Source organism: Clostridium sp. CCUG 7971 (genome assembly GCF_017590215.1).
Taxonomy (GTDB): Bacteria; Bacillota; Clostridia; order Peptostreptococcales; family Peptostreptococcaceae; genus Faecalimicrobium.
The window spans coordinates 1-20,407 of record NZ_JAFFPK010000056.1; the positions used below are offsets into that span (position 1 = coordinate 1).

The window sequence follows — 20,407 nt, forward strand, 5'->3', positions numbered from 1 at the left end:
TTTTCTTTAAATTTTTAACTATAGTTTGTGTTCCGTCTCCACATGCTAAAGATAAAACAGCATCAGCTTCTTTTAATTCTTCTTTTAGAGCTTTTAGATCTTTTTTAGATTTTAACAGGTTACATGCTGGATCTAATATTGTATACCCTAAAACTTTTTTACCTTCAGCTTCTAAATCTTCTTTCATCTTAACAACTTCTTCTTCTCCACCACTTTTACATGTAGCCGCACATTGATTACATCCAACTAAAACTACTTTCTCAGCATTTTTCAAAAATCCTAATACTTCTTCCATTGGTTTCTTTTCAGAAATTATCATCTCTATTCCCCCCTATAGCATCTATCTATTATTTATTATTTTGTAACTTACATGCTTTAACTATATGTTTTGCAAGTATTGATGTAGTTACAGAACCTACACCAGCAGGAACTGGAGTTATCATAGATGCTTTTTCAACTACTGCATTAGTATCAACATCACCACATAGCTTACCTTCTTCATCAACATTTATACCAACATCTATAACTACTGCGCCTTGTTTTACAAAGTCAGCTTTTACCATTTTAGCTCTACCTACAGCTGCTACTAATACATCAGCTTCAGATGTTATCTTTGCTAAATCTTTTGTTCTAGAGTGACATATAGTAACTGTAGCATTTTCATTTAATAAAAGCATTGCAGCTGGCTTTCCTACTACCATACTTCTTCCTAAAACTGCAACCTTAGCTCCATTTAAATTAACATCATAATGCTTTAATATTTCAACTACTGCTGTTGGTGTACATGGAGGGAATCCTGTAGTATCTCCTTCCATAACCTTAGCAGTATTTATTGGGCTAAAGCTATCTACATCTTTTTCTGGAGATATAACATATTTTATTTTTTCTTCGTTTAATTGTTTAGGAAGAGGTCTAAAACATAGTATTCCGTGAACATTTTTATCATTATTTAATTTAGTTAACTCATTTATGTATTCTTCCTCCGTTATATCCTCTTTAAGCTCTAAAACTTCAGTTTGTATTCCTATAGTTTCGCATCTTTTTAATGCTCCTCTTTCATAAGCTAAGTCGTCTCCTCTAGCTCCAACTCTAACTATAGTTAACTTAGGATTTATACCCTCGTTTACTAATTCATTAACTTCTTTTATTAAATTTTCACTTATTTTATCAGCCACTGGCTTACCTTTTATTATTTGACCATTAGTTGCAACTACTTCCATATTCAATTGCCCCCCTGTATATATTTTTTTGTATTTATTTTCCTAGTGCTATTTCAACCTTAGTATATACTTCATCGCATATTCTAACGCCTTCTTTAACTAGTTCATCTACTTCATTTTTTACTTTATTAACATATTCTTCATCTTTTATAGAATTTATATTGATAACTACATTTAATTGACCGCTAAGTATAGCAGCTCTTAAACATTGAACCCCTACTCCTACATCACTTATAGCAAGCTTTGATCCTTTATCAACTAAATCTTCATGAAGCTTTATAGCCTCAAAACATACTCTAACTATATTTATAGGTACTTCACAAGCTACTTTTAAAGCTTTTTCCATAGTCTCTTCTTTTATTCTTAGTTCTTCCTCTGTGCTTTTAGGAAGTCCATAAGCTTTTGAAAGAGGTAAGAAGCACTCTGCATCTTTATCTATCATTTCTAGTAAATCTTTTTCTATTTTTCCTGCTTTATTTAATATCTCTTTTACGCTTTCTTCATATTCAGCATACTTTTTCTTTCCTATAGTTAAGTTACATACCATGCTTCCTAGAGCCATTCCTATAGCACCTACTAGTGCCGCTGCTCCACCTCCACCTGGTACTGCTGATTTAGAAGCTAGAACATCTACAAATTCTATACATGTTTTCTCTGCTATTTTCATTATTTTCCCCCTAGTTTATATAAGGTTAATTATGTATCAGATAGTGTGCAAATACTACACACTATCTGTTTATATTCTGTTTTTATATTCTTTACTTTCTAGAATAATCCTGCTATTACTCCATTTTCATCAACATCTATTTTTTCAGCTGCTGGAACTTTTGGAAGCCCTGGCATCTTCATTATTTCTCCAGTAAGAGCAACTATAAATCCAGCACCTGCTGAAACTGTTGCCTGTCTTACAGTTATTCTAAATCCTGTTGGTCTTCCTAATTTAGTTTGGTCGTCAGTTAAAGAATATTGAGTTTTAGCCATACAGATTGGCATATTTCCAAATCCTAATTGCTCTAACTTATCAATTTCTTTTGATGCTTGAGGCGTAAAATCTACACCATCAGCTCCATATATCTTAGTAGCTATAGCTTCTATTTTTTCTCTTATAGTTAAATCATCTTCATAACAGAATCTAAAGTTATTTTCTTCTTCATCTATTAGTCTTATAACTTCTTTAGCTACTGCTATTCCACCTTCTCCACCTTTTGCCCAAACTTCAGAAAGTGCAACGTTAACTCCTAATTCCTTACACTTATCTTCAACAAGTTTAAGCTCAGCTTCTGTATCAAGTGGGAATCTATTTATAGCAACAACTGCTGGTAATCCAAATACTTTAGTTATATTTTCAACATGCTTTAGTAAGTTTGGAAGTCCTGCTTCTAAGGCTTCTAGGTTTTCTTCATTTAAATCATTTTTGGCTACTCCACCGTTATATTTTAATGCTCTTACAGTAGCAACTATTATAACTGCATCTGGTTTTAAATCAGCCATTCTACATTTAATATCTAAGAATTTTTCAGCTCCTAAGTCCGCTCCAAATCCTCCTTCAGTTACTACATAGTCAGCAAAATGCATTGCCATTCTTGTAGCTATTACAGAGTTACATCCATGAGCTATATTTGCAAATGGTCCACCATGAACAAACGATGGAGTTCCCTCTAATGTTTGAACTAAATTTGGCTTTAATGCATCTTTAAGTAAAGCTGCCATAGCTCCATTAGCTTTTAACTGAGCTGCTGTTACAGGCTCTCCGTTAAAGTTATATGCAACTATTATTCTTCCTAATCTATTTTTTAAATCTGATATATCACTAGCTAAGCAAAATGCTGCCATTACTTCAGATGCAACTGTTATATCAAATCCATCTTCTCTCACAACACCATCTGCTCTTTTACCTAATCCATCAACAACATTTCTTAATTGTCTGTCATTCATGTCTACACATCTTCTCCAAGTTACTTGTCTTGTATCTATTTGAAGTTCATTACCTTGGTGAATATGGTTATCTAACATTGCTGCTAGTAAGTTATTTGCCGCACCTATTGCATGGAAGTCACCTGTAAAGTGTAAGTTTATATCTTCCATAGGAACAACCTGAGCATATCCTCCACCAGCTGCTCCACCTTTAACACCGAATACCGGTCCTAATGATGGCTCCCTTAAAGCAACTAATACATTTTTACCTAGTTTCGCTAATCCATCTGCAACCCCTATTGTAGTAGTTGTTTTACCTTCTCCCGCTGGAGTTGGGTTTATAGCTGTAGTTAATATTAACTTAGATTTTTTATCACTATTATCTCTTTTTAATAGGTTGTAATCTACCTTAGCTTTATATTTACCATATAGCTCTATATCATCTTCGCCTAAACCTAATTTTTTTGCTATCTCTCTTATATCTTGAGGTTTTGCCTCTTGAGCTATTTCTATATCAGATTTGAATCCCATAACTAAATCTCCTCCAAAAATAAAATATTTTTTGCAAAATTATGTATATCTAAATTATTTTGCTAACAAAGAACATAGATATCTAATCTTGCAATAGCTAATATTATGCATTGCAAGTTTGCAGTTCCATTAACTTATCTTTTATTACTTTAACCTGCTTTCTTGTCTCTTCACTTACGTCATATGGAGATTGGTTAGATCTATCTGAATTTATAACGTCTTGATTGTAATAGATAAATCCTAATGATTCTCCATCTTCTAAATTACTCATTATAAATTCTTCATCTTCTTTGTTTCTTATCTTATTACCCACAACAAATACCCTTTTAACACCTATGTCTTTTCCTAATTTCTTGACTTTCCTATAGGTTTGTAGACTTCTTTCTCCTGGTTCTACAACTACTACAAAAGCGTCTACACCTTGAGCAGTACCTCTTCCTAAGTGTTCTATTCCTGCTTCCATATCCATAATAACTACATCTTTATTTTGTAGTATTAAATGAGAACATAATCTTTTTAGTAATACATGCTCTGGACAAACACATCCAGATCCACCTGAATCTACTGTTCCTAAAGTAAGTAGTCTTACTCCGTTATATTCCTTGCAGTAATTTTCAGGTATATCATCTACCTTAGGATTTAATTTGAACATTTTATTAAATGATCCCGTATCTGCAGATGTTCTATCTGAAATTAAATTTTTCATTTCAGATATAGGAACTATTGAGTCATATGTGTCTTTAGGGAATCCTAATGCCAATGCTAGATTGGCATCTGGATCAGCATCCACAGCAACAACCCTATATCCGTCTTGGGAAAACATTCTAGACAACATTGAAGAAAAAGTTGTTTTACCTACTCCACCTTTACCTGTTATTGCTATTTTCATTATTATACCACCTTTTGTTATGCATAACTTAAAATACAGTTATTTATTTTATTTTTTAATGATTTTATTTGTTATTTTAGAAACTTTTTTAAATATTTTTATTGAAATCGTTTGCTTTATTCTTAACTATAGCTTTATTTTTACATTAAAATAAAACTATAGCGAGTTCTTCTATTGAACTAATTAAATCTAATACTAACTTTTCAAAGTTGTATGCTTAGTTTTCCTATATATATATATTAATTTTGTTTTAAGCTTCTACTGGTACGCTCATTTTTTCTTCTACTAAGTTTTCAAAATGAACACGTTTCTTTTCTATATCTGCTATTATTGTAGCTGCTAATTCTTGCGGATTATCATTAACTGTGAATTTAGCTCCTACCATATCTTGTAATTCTCCACATAGTATTTCTACAGCTCTTGATGAACCTGTAACTGGAGGCATTATACCTAAGTATGTGTCTATACCAGATGCTACAACATAAGTTCCTATAGCTACTGCTTTTTCAGACATCCATTCTGGTGCTACACCTGCTACCGGAAGGTCAGACATATCCATGTCTAAGAATTTAGCAGTTTCGCCTACTACTTCTAATATACGGCTACAGTCAACACAAGAACCTAAGTGTAGTACTGGCGGTATATCTACTAATTCACAAACAGTTGCAAGACCTTTACCTGCAAGTTTTCTAGCTTCCTTAGTCATTAATCCAAATTTAGCTGCTGCTGATGCACCGCATCCTGTAGTAACTACAAGTATGTCATTTTTGATAAGTTCTTTCATTACTGTTACATGTGCTAAGTTTGAAACTCCTTTAGCATTATTACATCCAACTACACCTACTGCTCCTCTTAATACTCCTGATTTTAAGCAATCAGCTAAAGGCTTAAGTGTTCCTGCTGGATCTATATGAGAGTTTACAACTCTATCTAATTGACCTAGTATTGCATCTGTACTAAATCCAACTGTTGCTTTTGATTTTAATTCTGGTATAAGTACTTTTGATTTATCTCTATTTTTAAAGTTTAATACAGCTTCTTTAACTATTCTGTATCCATCTTCGTATGCAGTTTCTTCTGAGAATTCCATATATGTTGAGTCTGCTATCTTAGCTTTTGGAGATGTTGTTATGAATTTTGTGTGATAGCAATTAGCTACTTTTGCTAATGCTGGGAATATACATTGAACGTCAACTATCATAGCCTCAACTGCACCTGTAACTATTGCAAGTTCCTGTTGGTGGAAGTCTCCAGCTGTTTTAACTCCATGTCTCATTGTAACTTCATTACCTGTACAACACATACCTGCTAAGTTTATTCCATCTGCACCCATTTCTTTAGCTAATGCTACTAACTCTGGATCTTCTGATGCTAAAACTATCATTTCTGATAATGAAGGTTCATGACCATGTAAAATTATATTTACTTTATTTTCTTCTAAAACTCCTAAGTTAGCTTCAGTTTCTCTTATTGTTGGTGTTCCAAATAAGATATCACTAAATCTAGTACCTATCATAGATCCAACCCATCCATCTGCTAATGCAGTTCTTAATGACATGTGGATTAAACTATCTATATCTCCAGTACATCCTATATGAGTTGAATGCATTATTGTTGCTATCTCTCTATCTATTGCTCTTGGTTCTATTCCAAGATCTTTCCATATCTTTTGTCTTGGTCCTGGAGCGTTTTTTAAAAATCTTGCTACTCCATAAGGTTTACCGAATTCCATTAACGCAATATCAGCAACTTCATGAGCTATATCATATATATCTCTACCTTCAGTTTCTACGTCCCATTCTTTTGCTAATATTATTAATTTTTCTTCGTCTTTGATTTTATAGTTACCATCTCTGCTTGTTAAAGCCATAGTATGAGCTATATCTCTGGCATGATCTGAATGCGAAGCAGTTCCACCAGCTACCATTCTTGCATAGTTTCTACCTACTATAACATGTTCATCAGCACCACATAAACCTCTTGGTGTTTTTGGTGTTATTCTACATGGACCCATACCACATATTCTACAGCAGTTTCCTTGAAGACCAAATCCACATTGAGCTTTCATAGCTAATTTTCTGTCATACATAGTCTCTACGCCGTCTTTTTCAGCCTTATCTAGTAATACCTGGCTGTTTAGGTCAATGGTTAACATTTTTTTATCCATATCTCTATCCCCTTTTTTTGATTTTTAATCCCAGGTGATAAAAAATTATGTCTATTTAAAAGTAAAAATTATACAATCTCTACTTTGATTATATACTAAATTTTATTAATTTGGTGTTTTTTTAAATATATTTTTAACAAAATAATGTTACTATAAAATTATATATTAGATGTTAATATTCCTTCATACTTTTAGCTATTAAAGCTCCATATGCAATAGAATACAACTTTGATTCATGGTTATCTGCTCTTGATACTAATACTATTGGAGCTTTAGCTCCCATAACTATTCCTGCTGATTTCGCATTTGCCATATATGTAAACGACTTACCTATTCCATTTCCTACTTCAATAGTTGGAACTAGTAGTATATCTGCATCTCCTGATACGTTACTATTTAACCCTTTTACTTCACTTGCTTCTTTAGAAACTGCAATGTCAAATGCTAAAGGACCCTCAACAATTACATTTTTTCCAAATACTCCTTCATTAGATGCTTTTACCAATAAGTCTGCATCTATAGTTGCTTGCATTTTAGGATTCACTTTTTCTTTGGCTGCTAGACATGCTACTTTAATAGTTTCCATACCTAGAGATTGAGCTGCTTGTACAGAATTTTTAAGTATTTTTTCCTTTTGGTTATAATCTGGAGATATATTCATTCCTCCATCAGTTAATAATAGTAATTTGTGATAATTATTTAACTCATATATCATCACATGGCTTAATAAACTATCGGTTCTAAGACCATAGTCTTTATTTAAAACTGACTTTAAAAGTATTGAGGTGTCTAATAGTCCCTTCATTATAAAATCTGCTTCTTTATTAGATACTAACTGCACTGCAATTTTAGAACTTTCTTCTATATCATTGGAGTCTATTATTTTTATACCATCTAAATTAAAATCTATTTTATTAGATATATAATTTATTTTTTCCTTATCTCCAACTAATATAGGTTTTATTATACCTTTTTCAACGGCATTTTTAACTGCTATTAAGACTTCCTCATCATGTGCTGCTGCTACAGAAAGTACAACTGTTTCACTACCCGTAAGCTGCTTTAATATATCGTCTAGTTTTTTTATCATATTAAGCCCCCCTTTATTTTAATACTTATTTAAATCATAGCATAAATATGCAAAAAAGACTTCCTTAAAGGAAGTCTTTTTTAATTTATCTATATTTGTCCAATTCTCTTAAACAAGCCACTGTTATTTCATCTTGTGGGTCTAATTCATATGCTCTTTCTATATAATATATAGCATCATCTAGTTCATTGTTATTTAAGTATGCCATACCTAAGTTACATAATATTTCTGGATCTTCTTTTATTTTAGCTGCCGTTTCAAAATGCTCTATTGCTTTTTCTATATTGAAAGTTTCAGCTTCGCAAAGACCTAATTCAACCATAGCATCTACTTGATGTGGTTTTATTAGTAGTATCTTTTCAAAATATTTTTTAGCTTGTTCTATCTCATTCATATTTTTATAAGCTAATCCTATCATAAATAGTAAATTCCACCAATCTGAATGGTCTTCTTCAAGAGGTAATAATTTTTCTAAGCCTTCTTCATTTTTTCCTTGGAATACTAAACTATATCCTTCTTCATATTGAACTTTAAAATCCATTTTCCCTATATTTTCTTGTACTTCACTAACTAATTCTGGGTCTAACCCTAGTTTTAAAGATTCTTCCCATATTACCTTAGCTTTTACGTATTGGCCTTGATTATAGTAATGATATCCTAGATGGTAATATCCAAGTGAGAATCCTTCATCTAATTGAATTACACGTTCTAACTTAGATAGTGCTTCAAGTAAAAACATATTCATCGCATCATTTTCCATATCCTTTTGATATTTTTGAGCTACTTCTTGACAAACTATAGCATAGTGATATAATCCCTCTATATCATCAGGGTACATAGTTATAAGAGTTTTTAAATATATTAGAGAATCTGTGTATTCTCCAATATCAAAATATTTTCTAGACATATATCCCATATAAGCTCTTAAATCTAAGTTTAATTTTTCCTTGAAAGCATTTAGGAACTTTACATATTCTTCGTTATGTTTAAACTTGCTGTCTATACCCATTATAAATATCATTGCGTCAGCTATAGACATTGCATTTATATTATCTTGTGCAGTTTTTTCTTTTATACCCTTTACTAATACTTCATTTTTTATAGGTACATCTAAACCACCCTTTGGTATCTCATACCCTTCTACTTGGAATTCTCCATCATGTTTAATAGTTATAAATGCTAATTCTTCTGCTTTTTTTAATAAGTATTTTTCTATTTTAAAGTTCATGCTATTCTCCTTCTTATAAATCTATACTATATGCTTTTGATTTTTCAAATATCTTTTTATCATCATATACAAACAGTATTACATTATCATTTTTCTCTATTTTAGCTTTGATGTCATTTTTTAATTTTAATATATCAAAGTTAAAAGGTTCAAAATGAACGTATTTTATTATATGTTTTGCTGGTTTATTCTCAAACTTAGGTATATATTTTAATATATTATCTTCATTTTGTAGGAATAAGTGACATCTATTTTTAAAATCTTCTAATTCTAGTTTATTAAAGAATTGTGGAATATTAGATGTCTTTCCTAGTGATATATAGTCATACTTTAATATATCATTAAACATATCATTATTTATATTTATTTTATCATTATAAAAATCTAATAATATTTTATATAACTGATTTTTACCTTGTGCCATATCAAAATATCCATTTTTATCAAAATATGTGGCAAATTCTTCAAAGAATTTAAATGGACTCTCACTATAATAATTAAATATTATATATCTCATAGATAACACAAAATTTTTAGAGTTATAATACCTTTCTAGTATTTCTTCTATATCTTTTAGCTTTAATATTTGTGAATAACTTATATAGTCATTATATAAAACTTCATATGGAGGATAGTCTTTGTATCTATATCCATGTTTTTCTGCTCTATCTCTTACACCTGTCCCTTTTATCATTTTTAAGAAACCTAATTGTAGGTGCTCTATACCTAAATTAAATACATCATTAAATGATTTTTCAAAACTTGAATAATCTTCATATGGAAGCCCTGCTATTAAATCTAAGTGTTGGTGTATATTTCTATATGAAGCTACCTTTTGAACTACATACGATAACTTTTTAAAATCGTCTCTTCTTCCTACTTCTTCTAAAACTTTTTCATTAGTAGTTTGAACACCTATTTCAAATTGGAAAAGACCTTCCTTACAATCTGCTAGGAAATCTAGTACATCATCATCTAATAAATGAGCTGTAACTTCAAAGTGATATGTAGTATAGTCATTATCATTTTCCATAAGGAAGTTCATAATTTCTTTTGCAAATTTTTTATTTGCATTGAAAGTTCTATCTATAAACTTTATTTGAGATACTTTTGCATCTATTAAAGCTTTTAAATCTTTTTTTACTCTCTCTATACTAAAATATCTTAATCCTTTTAAAGTTGAAGATAAACAGTATTGGCAGTTAAATGGACATCCTCTTGATGTTTCATAATAAACTATTCTATTTTCATATTCAGTTGGATCTAAATCTTCATAAGGACTAGGTATTTCGTCTAAATTTTCAAGTAGTGCTTTAGGTCTATTAGTTATTATATTATTACCGTCTCTATAAACTACACCTTCTACATTACCTATATCTAGGTTTCCTTGTAAATGCATTACTAAATCTCTAAATACAAGTTCACCTTCACCACATAGTATATAATCTACAAAAGGATAGTTCCTCATAGAACATTCACTATCGTAGCTTACTTCCGGTCCACCTAAAGCTATTTTAGTATTAGGTTTAACTTTTTTTATGTTATCACAAAGTTTTACTATATCATTTACATTCCATATATATGTGGAAAATAATATTATATCATAATCATTCTTGTGTATATCCTTTAAGATATAATCTAAATCATTATTTATTGTATATTCTTTTAAATCTACTTCTACTAAGTCTTTTACAAATTCTTTTAGATATCTTATAGCTAAATTTGTATGTATAAATTTAGAGTTAAGCGTTGTTAATAATATTTTCAATTATTTCACCTCTTTTTTATATTGTTATATATTTTTGTATGCTTTTTAGGTTAAAATAGTATATGTAATATCTTATCAATTTATTTTTTAATAGAAGGTTTTTACATATTTTTTGTAGAATATTAGTATTAAGTATATATGATTAGAAAGGAAGTTTTTTATGGGATTAATTGACCAAGTGTCTATCAACGCTTTATCTAAAAGAGATTTATTACTTATTGTAAAGGCATTAGAATATACTAATGAAAACACAGGCCTTAAAGATTTTCTAGAGCTTAGAAATAGTATTGTAAAAGAACTATGTTTTTTAACTGATACTACTGAAGAAGAATTCGTAAATTATTTAGAATCTACTAACAAATAACTTAAGATTTTTTGAATTTTAGAGAGTATATACCTGATTTAGATTTGACATCTATCTTTAGTATATTGTTACTAAATTCTTTTGATATAACTGTTATTTGGTTAAGTACAGGATCTATTACTGTATCTCCTTCATTAAGGCTGATTAAGTTGCGTGGATCTACATTTTTATCATACATTTTTTTATTGATTTTATAATTTCTCAATTTGTAAATGTACTCTGACATCGATAAAATAAAATCTATATTGTCTATATTATTATTTGAATTTTCACCTAATATAGATAGTATAGATTTTTTTATGCTTTTAATTCCATCATTAGGTACTTCTCTATTCTCTATATAAATATCATATAATATATTTAATAAACTCCCTACTATTTTCTTATCATTATAGTCTTCAGCTTTTAAATCTATGTATTTATCAATTTCTTGTATAATCTTAATTCTTTCCATTTGAAATTTAATTGTATTAACCTTATCTAACTCTATTGAAAATTCTATAATTCTTTCCTTCATAATCTGAAGTAAATCAATATATTCTATATTTTTATTTTCTACAATTTTTTGAACAATTATATTATATAATACTGAACCTAGTATATAATCAAATGTAAAATCTTCTTTTTTAAAGTACTTTATGTACTTTTGAATTAGATTAACTACCTCATCTTCACTTTTATTTATATTCGTATTTGAAAGTATAACTGGCAATAGTATATTTAATATATTATTATACTCTAATTTTTCTCCATAAAATCTAAAATAAATTAATTCGTCTTTTAACCTTTTATTATCTATATAAACATATCTTTGTTTTTCATCATCAACTAAGCATTTTGTATTTATTATTATTAAATCTTTTAAGTTTTTATCTCCTATATCAAATGCAAATGTATAAGAATCTTTTATTATGTTATCTTTCATTAATATTACCTTCCTCGTGTAATACTCTATAATAATTATTTTTATCAACTACCATATTTAATATACTTGTATTTAAGTGGCTTGTCTATAATTATAACTCCTTTTAAAAAAAAAGAGACAGCATTAAGCTGTCATTTATTCAGGGGAATAGTAGTGTACAAGATATCTGTATGCTACTATATACTATCATTATACGATATTACATTTTTAGATGTAAAGTATCAGTTTTCGACATTCCCCATATTTTTTATATTATTACATTCTTTCTGGTGCATGCATTCCTAATAATTTTAGACCATTTTCTAAAGATTGTCTAGTTGCTTCAACTAAAGCAAGTCTTGCTTTTCTTACCTCTACATCGTCAACTAATATAGGATTGTCATGATAGAATTTATTGAATGCTTGAGCTAAATCTAATACAAATCTAGTTATTACATGAGGCTCATTCTTTCTTAATCCTGCAACTATACACTTATTGAAAGATGCTATAACTTTTAAAACTTCTGCACTATCTACATCATTTAATAACTCATAGTTTATATCTGTTGTAGCCTCTTCATTAGCTTTTCTAAGTACTGCACAACATCTAGCATGAGTATATTGAACATATGGACCTGTTTCTCCATCAAAGCTTAATGTTCTATCCCATGAGAATGTATAATCCTTTATTCTACTGTTAGATAACTCTTGGAATACTACTGCTCCAACCCCTACCTGCTTAGCTATTGTATCAACATTTAAAGCATTTGGATTTTTGGCAAGTATTGTTTCTTTAGTCTTATCTATCGCTTGATTTAATACATCTTCTAAGAATACTACTCTACCTTTTCTTGTAGACATAGTTCCATTTTCAAGTGCAACCATACCGAATCCAACGTGTACTAAATCTTTAGCCCACTCAAATCCCATAAGTTCTATAACCTTAAACCATTGTTCAAAGTGTAAGTTTTGTTGGCTACCAACTACGTACACACATTTATCAAAGTTATAAGTTTCATGTCTATATATAGCAGCTGCTAAATCTCTTGTCATATATAATGTTGATCCATCATTTTTAGTTATAAGTGCTGGTGGCATCTTATATTCTTCTAAATCAACTATTCTTGCACCTTTAGATTCTTTTAAAAGATTTTTTTCTTCTAGCATTTCGATTACTCTAGGCATTTTATCTGAATAGAAACTTTCTCCAGCTAAAGAATCAAACTCTATATCTAATAAATCATATACTCTGTTAAATTCTTTTAAACTTTCATCTCTAAACCATTGCCATAACTGAGTTGCTTCTTCATCATGGTTTTCTAGTTTAGTGAACCATGCTCTTGCTTCATCTTCCATTTCCGGATGAGCTTCAGCTTCATCATGGAATTGTATGTATAGTTTTAATAATTCTGGGATTGGACTAGCCTCTACTGCTTTTTTATCTCCCCATTTTTTGAAAGCTACTATTAGCTTACCAAATTGAGTTCCATAGTCTCCTAAATGGTTTATTCTTGTAGTATTATACCCTTGAGATTCATACATTTTGTATAAAGCATTCCCTATTACTGTAGTTCTTATATGACCTATATGGAAAGGCTTCGCTATATTTGGAGATGAGAATTCAACTATAACATTTTCTCCTTTTCCTATTTCACTACGCCCATATTTTTCTTTTTGAGTTAATACATCCTTTATAACGCTTTCTGCTAATTGAGATTTATTAACGAAGAAATTAACATATCCGCCTAATGGTATTATCTTTGATATAGCACCTTGAGCATTTAATGTTTCACATAACTCAGCTGCTATCATATTAGGAGCTTTTCTAAATACTTTTGCTAATTTGAAACAAGGAAAAGCATAGTCTCCCATATCTTTATTTGGTGGTATTTCTATTAGCGCTATTATTTCTTCTACAGATAAATCTTCTATTTTTTCTTTTAGGCAATTTGCTATTGCTATTTTAAAATCTTGCATGTTATTTCTCCTCTCTTATTCTTATTATTTTATGGTAAATCAATTTCTGAGTTTTTTCAAGTTATTTGGCATTTTTCATAGCTATATTTTGAAATCTAAGTATATTCATTTAAATTACTTAATTATATACATGATAAAATCAAATTGTAATTATAATTTTGTCTCACTAATTACTTTTATTCCATTTTTTCTAAAAAGTGCTGCAGTAGCCCCTATACCACTTATTTTTTTACCTGAAAAACTTCCATCATATATAAAGTTACTTCCACAAGATGGACTTCCCTCCTTTAAAATAGCTTTTCTACATTCATACATTTTAGCTATTTTTAAAGATTCATTAGCACCTTTTATAAATTCAATACTTACATCTTTATTATTTTTATCAACTATTTTAGATTCATTATTTATTACACTATATCCATCACCATTTATTATTTCCGCTGGATTTCTAGGGGTTGAAAGTCCTCCTAATTGTTCTGGACAAATTAATATAAATTTTTTATCTTTTAAATAATTGACTACTTTTTCATTCTCATTATTATTGCCGTTGTACTTACAATTTATTCCAAGCAAGCATGCAGATACTGCTATCATAATAATAACCTCTTATATTTATTTTAATTTAACTATTGTAACACCTGCTCCACCTTCACCGTATTCTCCAGCCCTCTGTGACTTAACGTGTCTATTTCTTTTTAATACATCTTGAAGTCCTGATTTTAATACTCCTGTACCTATCCCATGTATAACAGTAACACTTTCAAGACCTGCTACGTATGCATCATCTAGATACTTTTCAACTTCCATTCTAGCTTCTTCTAAATTTAACCCTCTTAAATCTACTTCACTTCTTACATTTCCAGATTTAGATTTAATTATTTTTCTTGTTTGTTTTGTAACAGTTGTTTTAGGGTCTTGTTTTGCTCTTTGTAGTGATTTAAATGGAAGAGTCATTTTCATTATACCAATTTGAACTACTGCTTCTTTTTTATTATTATCAACAGATACAACACTACCTTGTTGATTTAGTGTTACTACTTTGACTTCTTCACCAGGTCTTAAATCTTTTATTTCTTTTGTAACAACTTTTGGTTCTATCATACTCTTAATAGTTGGTTGAAGACTTCCCATAGAATTTGTTAATTCTTTTCTAAGTTTTTCTATTCTTTGGTTCTTTTCTTTTGAAGCTCTTTCTTCTTCTAGCTTTCTAAGTTCTTTAATTATATTATCAACATCTTCTTTTGCTTGTCTTGTAACCCTAAATGCTTCACTTCTTGCTTGTTCCATAAGCTTTTCTCTTTTAGCTGATAATTTTGAAATCTTTTCTTCATATTCATTTTTAAGTCTTTCAATTTGAGATTTTAATTTTTCCGCTTCTTCTCTTTCTTTTACAGCCTTTATTCTATTTTTCTCAACATTTTGAAGAACATCTTCTATTGCTATGTTATCAGAATTTATAAATTCCTTAGCTCTAGTTATTACATGTGAACTAAGACCTAGCTTTGTTGATATTTCAAATGCATTTGATTTTCCTGGCACTCCTAATAAAAGTTTATATGTTGGACTTAATGTTTCTAAATCAAATTCTACTGCTGCATTTTCTACACCCTTTGTAGTTAACGCATAGTTTTTAAGTTCACTGTAGTGCGTTGTAGCTATACAGTTAGCCCCAGCCATATGTACATCCTCTAATATTGCTATTGCAAGAGCCGCTCCTTCTATTGGATCTGTTCCAGCACCTAGTTCATCAAATATTGCTAAAGAGTTTTCACTTACTTCTTCTAATATAGAAACTATATTTGTCATATGAGATGAGAATGTTGATAAACTTTGCTCTATACTTTGTTCATCTCCAATATCAGCAAATACATTATCGTATACACACATACTACTTCCAAAATCAGCCGGTATATGTAACCCACTTTGAGTCATAAGCGCAAATAATCCTACTGTTTTTATAGTAACTGTTTTACCTCCTGTATTTGGACCAGTTATAAGTAATGTATGGAATTCTCTACCTAAATAAACACTATTTGGTACAACCTTGTCTTTATCTAGTAATGGATGTCTACCATTTCTTATATTTATATACTTATCTTCGTTTAATGTAGGCTCCACACCTCTCATCCCCACAGATAATTTTCCTTTTGCAAATGCAAAATCAAGTCTTCCTAAAATCTCTTGATTCGAAATTAAATCTTGTGATATTTCTCCAATCATAGCTGATAATTCAGCTAAAATTCTTTCTATCTCTTCTTTCTCTAAAAGCCTTAATTGTCTTAATTCATTATTCATATCAACTATATTCATAGGCTCTATAAATAAAGTGGCTCCTGATGATGATTGGTCATGTACTATACCTGATACTTGCGATCTATATTCTGCTTTTACAGGCACTACAAATCTATCTCCTCTTACAGATATAATTGCGTCTTGAAGATATTTTTGATAAGTAGTAGAGCTTATTATTGAATTTAATTTAGATCTTATAGATTGATTTTTTTGTACTATTCTTCGCCTTAAATCTCTTAATGTGCTTGATGCATTATCAGATATTTCTATTTCACTTATTATTGCATTATATATAGCATCTTCTATATCTCTATATGCATATAAAGAGTTTGATAGAGATTGTATTATTGGATAGTTAAAATCTTCTTCATCACTACCAGAAAAATTATTTTTTAATGTTCTAGCCGCTCTTAAAGTATCTGCTATCATAATTAAGCTTCCTGGATCCAGTGATGCCCCTATATCAGCTCTTTTAGCCTTATCTTCTATATCATGTATTCCTTGTAATCCAATACTTCCTCTTTTTATATATATAGCTTGTGCTTCGCTAGTTTCCTTAAGCATATACTTAACGTCTTCAAAATTAGAGCTTGGTGTTAAATTTTCTATATATTTTAAACCTAGAGAAGATGAAGCTTTTTCTTTCAATATGTCGATTACTTTATTGAATTCTAAAACTCTTAGTGATTTCTCGTTCATGCTTCCTCCTTAATGTATATATTTATTTTAATGTGTATTTTATGTGAATTTGTATTATACTATTTATATATTATACATAATCATAGTTTATTTGTACTATAAAAATCTAGTTTAAGTGCTTTAAATTAGGTTTTTTGGTATATTATTTACCTAATATGTATATATTAATCTAGTTTGTATTAGAATTTATTTAAAATAAAGCATTTACTAGATACTTTGTTCATGTAACTTGCACGACCGCACAAATACAGATGACAGAAATTATATTAAAAGGAGTGTTATTTATGGAAAACATATTAAAAGGTTTACAACCAGAAATTGTGTTTAATTATTTTGAAGAAATCTCTCAAATTCCTCGTGGTTCTGGAAATGAAAAAGCTATAAGTGACTATCTTAAAAGTTTTGGTGAAAAATTAGGTCTTGAAACTATACAAGATGATGCGCTAAATATAATAATAAGAAAGCCTGCTACAAAAGGTTTTGAAAACTGTCCTGGTGTAATACTTCAAGGACATATGGATATGGTATGCGAGAAAAATAAAGATACAAATCATGATTTTACAAAAGATCCTATAAAATTAAGAACTGAAGATGATTTTATATATGCAACTGGAACTACTTTAGGAGCAGATAATGGTATAGCTGTTGCTATGGGTATGGCAGTGTTAGCATCTAATGATTTAGATCATCCTGCAATTGAGTTATTAGTTACTTCTGATGAAGAAGCTGGTATGACTGGTGCTATGGCACTTGATGGTAGCTTACTAAAAGGAAAATACATAATAAACCTTGACTCTGAAGAAGAAGGACATTTATTAGTAAGTTGCGCTGGTGGTACTACAGCTACATCTAAACTTCCTTTAACTTTTGAAAACGTTGACTCTAACAAGCAGGCTTTATTAATTGAAATCAAAGGTTTACTTGGTGGCCACTCTGGTATGGATATAATAAAACAAAGAGCAAATTCTAATAAATTAATGGGTAGATTATTAAATTTACTAAATGTAAATTATGATTTAGCTAAGGTTGAGGGTGGTTCTAAGAATAATGCAATACCTCGTGAATCTGACTGTATAATAGTTGTTGATAAAAAAGAAGTTGAAAACGTTAAGTCACAAATAGGTGAAATAACTAATACATTAAAAAATGAATTTGCTACATCTGATCCAGGATTAGCTATAGAATGTTCTGATGCTAATATAGATAAAGTATTCTCATGTGATTCTAAAGACAAAGTTATAAAATTAATGAATGTAATACCTAATGGAATCCAAACTATGAGTATGGATATAGAAGGATTAGTTGAAAGTTCAACTAACTTAGGAGTTGTTAGAACTCTAGAAAACGAAATTACATTTGAATGTGCTGTTAGAAGTTCAGTTAAAACATTAAAAGAAGATATAACTAATAGAATGGATTTATTAGCTAATGCTTTAGGCGGTAAATTAGAATTAGATAGTGATTACCCAGCTTGGGAATACACTAAGGGTTCTAAATTAGAGGAAATATGTTTTAATACTTATAAAGAATTAACAGGTAAAGAACCTATCATAATGGCTTTACATGCTGGTCTTGAGTGTGGATTATTACTTGATAAAATGCCACATGCTGAGGCAATATCTCTAGGACCTAACATGTTTGAAGTTCATACTCCTAATGAACATTTAAGTATAAGTTCTACTAAGAATACTTGGAATTATTTAGTTGCAATACTTAAATCTATGAATGTTCAATAAAATAAATAAAAAGGTGTCTCAATTTAAATTTTAATGAGACACCTTTTTTATTAATTATTGATATCTAATTTTATAGCATCATCTTCAAATAATATTTCAGTATTTCCTTCATCATCTACCATATATGGTATAAGTGTTAATTCTTCATATTTACTTGATGTATTTTTATATCTAAATTGAATTTCTCCTTTATCTACATCATAACCAATACCATAACTAGGTAATTCTTTATTTTCTTGGTCTAATATTTTTAATTCTAAGCTATCTATATTTTCCTTATCAATTCCATAGTATTTACAATTTATCGTCATATAGATTGGGGATACTTTTAATTCTTCTATCTCTATTTTGCTGTTTTTATCATTAATGTTTAAATCAATACTTTTATTAAATTTGTATGACTTTGACATATCAATTAACTCAGATCCTTTTATATCAAAGTTAACTTCCCAGTTTCCTCTTATAACTCCTGCATGAGGTCTTCCATCTTTTTTAGCATCTTCATATGAGTCATAATATTGTTTATAGTTTTCCGCAAGATGCAATTTTTTTATTTTTATTTCAAAGTTATATGTTTTATTTTCATCTACTACATAAGGAAATTTATCTTTATTTATTTCTTCATAAAAAGACTCTTCTGATTCATTTTCTATTGCATTTATACCTTGTTCCATAATAGCATCTATTACTTTTTTATTTTAACCATCTCTTTCATGGTCTCCTATACCCCATGATGTTCCCACAAACTTGGCTCCGTCAATATATATTTCATTTAATTCTGATACTGATAAAGTAGTATCTCTATTTCCCCATTTTTCAACTTCCCAATCTTCTTGCTGTTTTTTAGTAAATCCTTTAAATAGATTAAATTTGCTATAATCTACATTTACATCTATAAGAAGTTTTCCATCATCAAGTAGAATATTTCTAAATAATATTTTTACATCTTTATCTTCTGCCACTTTATTTATATTGTACTTATATGTACTAACTTCATCTTCTTTCATCTTTACTATATCACTTACTGAATACCATATATCTTCAATATAAGCTAATACATTTTCATTAAACAAAATTCCACTTCCAACTATGGCTACTAATGATGCTACCACTAAACCTTTCTTATACTTAATTTTTCTATTTCTTAATTTACTTTTCATCTTACTTTTAAATTCATCATTATTATCAAATTTTATTTCTTTATATTCATCAACATCTATTTTAACATCGTTTAAAATTTCAAATTTATCTTTCATTTAATCCCCTCCTATTTGCATAATTTTTCTCTGATTCTTTTTCTACCCCTAGATAATCTATTATATAAATTAGAAACCTTTGTATTAGTTTTTATAGCTATTTCTTCTAAATTTTCGCCTTGTATATAGTGATTAATAAAGAGTTCTTTATCTTTTTCATTTAGATGATTTAATATTTCATTTATCTCCTCTTCCATCTCCGATTTTAGAAGTTCTTTGTCTATATAGTAAATTTATTCGCTAATATCTAAAGTCTCTATTTTAGATAAATACTTTCTTTTATAATCTATAGCTTTATACTTTGATATTGCACATATCCAGTTTTTGAAGTTATTTTTATTTTTATCAAAACTTTTTATATTGCCCCAAGTA

The 20,407-nt window shown here is 29.3% G+C and carries 17 protein-coding genes and 1 pseudogene; 2 read left to right on the forward strand and 16 right to left on the reverse strand.

Annotated elements, in window-relative coordinates; genetic code table 11:
• The 9 genes and pseudogenes from JWF52_RS08020 to JWF52_RS08060 form a co-directional block, all read right to left on the reverse strand.
• Positions 1–319 (reverse strand): annotated as a pseudogene (locus JWF52_RS08020) (methylenetetrahydrofolate reductase C-terminal domain-containing protein); the annotation flags it as partial.
• A gap of 28 nt (positions 320–347) precedes the next feature.
• Positions 348–1,220, reverse strand: a complete 873-nt coding sequence (locus JWF52_RS08025) for a bifunctional 5,10-methylenetetrahydrofolate dehydrogenase/5,10-methenyltetrahydrofolate cyclohydrolase (protein WP_208333064.1) — start codon at positions 1,218–1,220, stop codon at positions 348–350.
• 34 nt (positions 1,221–1,254) lie between these two features.
• Positions 1,255–1,887, reverse strand: a complete 633-nt coding sequence (locus JWF52_RS08030; protein ID WP_208333065.1) for a cyclodeaminase/cyclohydrolase family protein — start codon at positions 1,885–1,887, stop codon at positions 1,255–1,257.
• Between the two features lie 98 nt (positions 1,888–1,985).
• Positions 1,986–3,665: a formate--tetrahydrofolate ligase gene (locus JWF52_RS08035; RefSeq protein WP_208333066.1), complete on the reverse strand. Its 1,680-nt coding sequence runs from the start codon at positions 3,663–3,665 to the stop codon at positions 1,986–1,988.
• A 103-nt stretch (positions 3,666–3,768) separates the two neighbouring features.
• Positions 3,769–4,554, reverse strand: coding sequence for an ATP-binding protein (locus JWF52_RS08040; protein WP_081712285.1), 786 nt, complete (start codon positions 4,552–4,554; stop codon positions 3,769–3,771).
• Between the two features lie 250 nt (positions 4,555–4,804).
• Positions 4,805–6,721, reverse strand: a complete 1,917-nt coding sequence (cooS, locus tag JWF52_RS08045) for an anaerobic carbon-monoxide dehydrogenase catalytic subunit (protein ID WP_208333067.1) — start codon at positions 6,719–6,721, stop codon at positions 4,805–4,807.
• A 172-nt stretch (positions 6,722–6,893) separates the two neighbouring features.
• Positions 6,894–7,811 carry a bifunctional enoyl-CoA hydratase/phosphate acetyltransferase gene (locus JWF52_RS08050; RefSeq protein ID WP_208333068.1) on the reverse strand — a complete coding sequence of 306 codons (918 nt, stop codon included), beginning with the start codon at positions 7,809–7,811 and terminating at the stop codon, positions 6,894–6,896.
• An 85-nt stretch (positions 7,812–7,896) separates the two neighbouring features.
• Positions 7,897–9,039 carry a tetratricopeptide repeat protein gene (locus tag JWF52_RS08055; RefSeq protein WP_208333069.1) on the reverse strand — a complete coding sequence of 381 codons (1,143 nt, stop codon included), beginning with the start codon at positions 9,037–9,039 and terminating at the stop codon, positions 7,897–7,899.
• 13 nt (positions 9,040–9,052) lie between these two features.
• On the reverse strand, positions 9,053–10,807 hold the full coding sequence (locus JWF52_RS08060; RefSeq protein WP_208333070.1) for a B12-binding domain-containing radical SAM protein: 1,755 nt from the start codon (positions 10,805–10,807) through the stop codon (positions 9,053–9,055).
• A gap of 160 nt (positions 10,808–10,967) precedes the next feature.
• On the opposite strand from JWF52_RS08060, the gene JWF52_RS08065 reads away from it, so the two are divergent.
• Positions 10,968–11,171, forward strand: coding sequence for a hypothetical protein (locus tag JWF52_RS08065; protein ID WP_208333071.1), 204 nt, complete (start codon positions 10,968–10,970; stop codon positions 11,169–11,171).
• A gap of 1 nt (position 11,172) precedes the next feature.
• On the opposite strand, the gene JWF52_RS08070 is transcribed toward JWF52_RS08065, so the two are convergent.
• The 4 genes from JWF52_RS08070 to JWF52_RS08085 form a co-directional block, all read right to left on the reverse strand.
• A complete protein-coding gene (locus JWF52_RS08070; protein ID WP_208333072.1) occupies positions 11,173–12,096 on the reverse strand; it encodes a hypothetical protein in 924 nt (307 codons plus the stop codon).
• A gap of 255 nt (positions 12,097–12,351) precedes the next feature.
• On the reverse strand, positions 12,352–14,052 hold the full coding sequence (gene argS / locus JWF52_RS08075; protein WP_208333073.1) for an arginine--tRNA ligase: 1,701 nt from the start codon (positions 14,050–14,052) through the stop codon (positions 12,352–12,354).
• 150 nt (positions 14,053–14,202) lie between these two features.
• Positions 14,203–14,646, reverse strand: a complete 444-nt coding sequence (locus tag JWF52_RS08080; RefSeq protein ID WP_208333074.1) for a 2-thiouracil desulfurase family protein — start codon at positions 14,644–14,646, stop codon at positions 14,203–14,205.
• Between the two features lie 18 nt (positions 14,647–14,664).
• The gene (locus JWF52_RS08085; RefSeq protein ID WP_208333075.1) at positions 14,665–17,043 is read right to left on the reverse strand and encodes an endonuclease MutS2; all 2,379 of its coding nucleotides are present in this window, start codon (positions 17,041–17,043) and stop codon (positions 14,665–14,667) included.
• Positions 17,044–17,327: 284 nt separating this feature from the next.
• Here JWF52_RS08085 and JWF52_RS08090 point away from each other — a divergent pair, with 284 nt between their 5' ends.
• Positions 17,328–18,779, forward strand: coding sequence for an aminoacyl-histidine dipeptidase (locus JWF52_RS08090; protein ID WP_208333076.1), 1,452 nt, complete (start codon positions 17,328–17,330; stop codon positions 18,777–18,779).
• 50 nt (positions 18,780–18,829) lie between these two features.
• Here the strand turns inward: JWF52_RS08090 and JWF52_RS08095 are convergent, their stop codons facing one another.
• Genes JWF52_RS08095 through JWF52_RS08105 form a run of 3 tightly spaced genes read right to left on the reverse strand, consistent with a single transcriptional unit; the run spans position 18,830 to position 20,232 of the window.
• Positions 18,830–19,453 (reverse strand): DUF5643 domain-containing protein, encoded by a 624-nt coding sequence (locus JWF52_RS08095; protein WP_208333077.1) that lies wholly within the window; start codon positions 19,451–19,453, stop codon positions 18,830–18,832.
• Between the two features lie 24 nt (positions 19,454–19,477).
• Positions 19,478–20,035, reverse strand: a complete 558-nt coding sequence (locus JWF52_RS08100) for a DUF4179 domain-containing protein (RefSeq protein ID WP_208333078.1) — start codon at positions 20,033–20,035, stop codon at positions 19,478–19,480.
• Positions 20,036–20,046: 11 nt separating this feature from the next.
• The gene (locus tag JWF52_RS08105; RefSeq protein WP_208333079.1) at positions 20,047–20,232 is read right to left on the reverse strand and encodes a sigma factor-like helix-turn-helix DNA-binding protein; all 186 of its coding nucleotides are present in this window, start codon (positions 20,230–20,232) and stop codon (positions 20,047–20,049) included.
• Between the last annotated feature and the right edge of the window lie 175 nt (positions 20,233–20,407).

Coding starts and splice junctions, on each gene's coding strand:
- JWF52_RS08025 (WP_208333064.1), bottom strand. CDS start 1,220: ATGGAAGTAGTTGCAACTAATGGTCAAATAATAAAAGGTAAGCCAGTG.
- JWF52_RS08030 (WP_208333065.1), bottom strand. CDS start 1,887: ATGAAAATAGCAGAGAAAACATGTATAGAATTTGTAGATGTTCTAGCT.
- JWF52_RS08035 (WP_208333066.1), bottom strand. CDS start 3,665: ATGGGATTCAAATCTGATATAGAAATAGCTCAAGAGGCAAAACCTCAA.
- JWF52_RS08040 (WP_081712285.1), bottom strand. CDS start 4,554: ATGAAAATAGCAATAACAGGTAAAGGTGGAGTAGGTAAAACAACTTTT.
- cooS (WP_208333067.1), bottom strand. CDS start 6,721: ATGGATAAAAAAATGTTAACCATTGACCTAAACAGCCAGGTATTACTA.
- JWF52_RS08050 (WP_208333068.1), bottom strand. CDS start 7,811: ATGATAAAAAAACTAGACGATATATTAAAGCAGCTTACGGGTAGTGAA.
- JWF52_RS08055 (WP_208333069.1), bottom strand. CDS start 9,039: ATGAACTTTAAAATAGAAAAATACTTATTAAAAAAAGCAGAAGAATTA.
- JWF52_RS08065 (WP_208333071.1), top strand. CDS start 10,968: ATGGGATTAATTGACCAAGTGTCTATCAACGCTTTATCTAAAAGAGAT.
- JWF52_RS08070 (WP_208333072.1), bottom strand. CDS start 12,096: ATGAAAGATAACATAATAAAAGATTCTTATACATTTGCATTTGATATA.
- argS (WP_208333073.1), bottom strand. CDS start 14,052: ATGCAAGATTTTAAAATAGCAATAGCAAATTGCCTAAAAGAAAAAATA.
- JWF52_RS08080 (WP_208333074.1), bottom strand. CDS start 14,646: ATGATAGCAGTATCTGCATGCTTGCTTGGAATAAATTGTAAGTACAAC.
- JWF52_RS08085 (WP_208333075.1), bottom strand. CDS start 17,043: ATGAACGAGAAATCACTAAGAGTTTTAGAATTCAATAAAGTAATCGAC.
- JWF52_RS08090 (WP_208333076.1), top strand. CDS start 17,328: ATGGAAAACATATTAAAAGGTTTACAACCAGAAATTGTGTTTAATTAT.
- JWF52_RS08095 (WP_208333077.1), bottom strand. CDS start 19,453: ATGGAACAAGGTATAAATGCAATAGAAAATGAATCAGAAGAGTCTTTT.
- JWF52_RS08100 (WP_208333078.1), bottom strand. CDS start 20,035: ATGAAAGATAAATTTGAAATTTTAAACGATGTTAAAATAGATGTTGAT.
- JWF52_RS08105 (WP_208333079.1), bottom strand. CDS start 20,232: ATGGAAGAGGAGATAAATGAAATATTAAATCATCTAAATGAAAAAGAT.